General features: G+C 46.3%; 3 protein-coding genes, 1 tRNA gene and 1 pseudogene. 2 read left to right on the top strand and 3 right to left on the bottom strand.

Annotated features, from left to right (window positions below; translation table 11 throughout):
• Positions 1-528: ABC transporter ATP-binding protein (locus PX484_RS07145; RefSeq protein WP_288103283.1), on the bottom strand; the 528-nt coding region annotated here is incomplete at its 3' end.
• A 123-nt stretch (positions 529-651) separates the two neighbouring features.
• Between PX484_RS07145 and PX484_RS07140 the strand changes: the two genes are divergently transcribed.
• On the top strand, positions 652-1,332 hold the full coding sequence (locus tag PX484_RS07140; RefSeq protein WP_287768326.1) for a nucleoside phosphorylase-I family protein: 681 nt from the start codon (positions 652-654) through the stop codon (positions 1,330-1,332).
• A 54-nt stretch (positions 1,333-1,386) separates the two neighbouring features.
• A tRNA-Leu gene (locus tag PX484_RS07135) sits at positions 1,387-1,468 on the top strand.
• 116 nt (positions 1,469-1,584) lie between these two features.
• On the opposite strand, the pseudogene PX484_RS07130 reads toward PX484_RS07135, so the two are convergent.
• Positions 1,585-1,917: pseudogene (locus PX484_RS07130) on the bottom strand (DUF4351 domain-containing protein); the annotation flags it as partial.
• The coding region (locus tag PX484_RS07125; protein ID WP_288103279.1) for a DUF4351 domain-containing protein at positions 1,907-2,090 on the bottom strand (184 nt) is incomplete at its 5' end. The pseudogene PX484_RS07130 and the gene PX484_RS07125, both read right to left, overlap by 11 nt.

Here is a 2,090-nt window from a genome sequence, read left to right as displayed (position 1 = left end):
ATCGAGATTACTTAAAGGTTCATCTAAGAGGATTAAAGAGGGTTTTGGGGCTAAAGCGCGGGCGAGGGCGACTCTTTGCTGTTGTCCTCCCGATAGCTGATGGGGATAACGTTTTTCTAGTCCTTGCAGTCCGACTAAATCCAAAGTTTCCGCCACCCTCGCGTTAATAGCTCTGCTCGATAATTTCTCCCCAGAATTTTTTAACCCAAAGGCGATATTTTCGGCGATGGTTAAATGGGGAAAAAGAGCGTAATCCTGAAAAACCATGCCTGTATTGCGTTTTTCCGGGGGAATAAAGGTTTTTTCGTCGGCAACTATTCGCCCTCCCAATTCAATCACTCCTTGAGATGGTTTTTCAAATCCCGCAATCATCCGCAGCAGAGTGGTTTTACCGCAGCCCGACGGACCCAATAATCCGAGAATTTCGCCCTCTGTTAAACTAAAACTGATATTATCGACAGCTAGAGTAGGAGAAGCGGGAAAACGCTTGTTAACCTCGGATAAACGCAGAATGACAGACTTTTTCATGGTGAGAAAGACAATTGCCCAGTCAGTGGCAGGGCTATTTACTTAAGAATTATTCCTAATTAGTTCACTATTATTATTTATAACATCTCAATGGACTAATTAGGAAACTTTCTCAAAAATTTCATGCTCACACCTGAAGATATTATTCTTGTTCCCCGGGGGGCCGAGCATAGCTCAATCCGTCGAGGATTAAGGAAAATCGGCGATTTAGCCCCGCAAATTATCCCGATTAACCTTGGCGCTCCAGAATTCCTCGACAGTTCCCCAGTCTCTAGGCAATCTCTAGAATTTCTTAATAAGTTTACAGGAAAAATTGTGCTGATGGGATTAGCGGGCAGTCTCAGCGATCGCTATCGGGTCGGAGATGGGGTAATCTATCAAGGTTGTGGCGCAGAAAAGGGGAGTTATTGGCAGTGCGAACCAGAAATAACCGCAGAAATCGCCCAATTAACCGGATATAGTCTCGTTAAAGGTTTAACCAGCGATCGCCTGATTAGCCAGTCCGAGCAAAAACGAGGTTTAGGACAGGGGGGCTATGAAGTGGTAGATATGGAAGGAGCAAGGATTTTAGCGGCTTTACGCGGGCAAAAAGTGGCAATTGTGCGCGTGATTAGCGACGAGGTGACACAGGACTTACCCGATTTAGCCCCGGCAATTGATAATCAAGGTCAGCTGCTACCATTGCCCCTAGCTCGACAAATGTTAATCCGTCCTCTCCCGGCCTTCCATTTGATTCAAGGTTCCCTAAAAGGTTTATCCGTACTAACTCAGGTGGCGCGAAGGTTGTGCGGCAGTAATTTTTAAAATTTGCTTGCAGATTATTTTTTTTCTGTGCTATAATGGTTAAGCTAAAATCAAGCGGATGTGGTGGAACTGGTAGACACGCACGTTTGAGGGGCGTGTGGCTTACGCCTTGCGAGTTCGAGTCTCGCCATCCGCATAAACTTTTATCTGCCCTCTGACAAGAATTGCCCTTGTCACCCATCGTCAGGGATGGATATTTGGCCATCAAAATTTCCTAACTCACCCTTTCAGGTGGCTTAGGTTTGACTAAGTTTAGTTAAGCGGTTGCGAGGGGCGATTTAGCCAAAGCACTAGGTCGTTTAAGGTTGTAAAATCCAACAAAGCCTCAGCCAAGGACTCTAATTGCTCGATTTCTAGAGCCTGAATCCGGGCAGCCAACACCTCATCCACTGCACCAAAGCGACGTTGCAACAGACGCAAAATCAGGGCAGATTCTCCTTCCAGTCGTCCTTCCAGTCGTCCTTCCAGTTGTCCTTCCAGTCGTCCTTCTTCCTTGGCTTCACGATATACCCTTGTATCTGCCAATTGTAGTCCTAGCATCGCGTCAACCTCCTGCCGACTCAAGTTAGTAAATTTATAGACCATAGCGATTTAGCCAAAGCACTAGGTCGTTTAAGGTTGTAAAATCCAACAAAGCCTCAGCTAAGGACTCTAATTGCTCGATTTCTAGAGCCTGAATCCGGGCAGCCAACACCTCATCCACTGCACCAAAGCGACGTTGCAACAGACGCAAAATCAGGGCAGATTCTCCTTCCAGT

Source organism: Microcystis sp. M49636_WE2 (assembly GCF_030065375.1).
Lineage (GTDB): Bacteria > Cyanobacteriota > Cyanobacteriia > Cyanobacteriales > Microcystaceae > Microcystis > Microcystis aeruginosa_C.
This window is presented reverse-complemented; position numbering and strand designations above follow the sequence as displayed.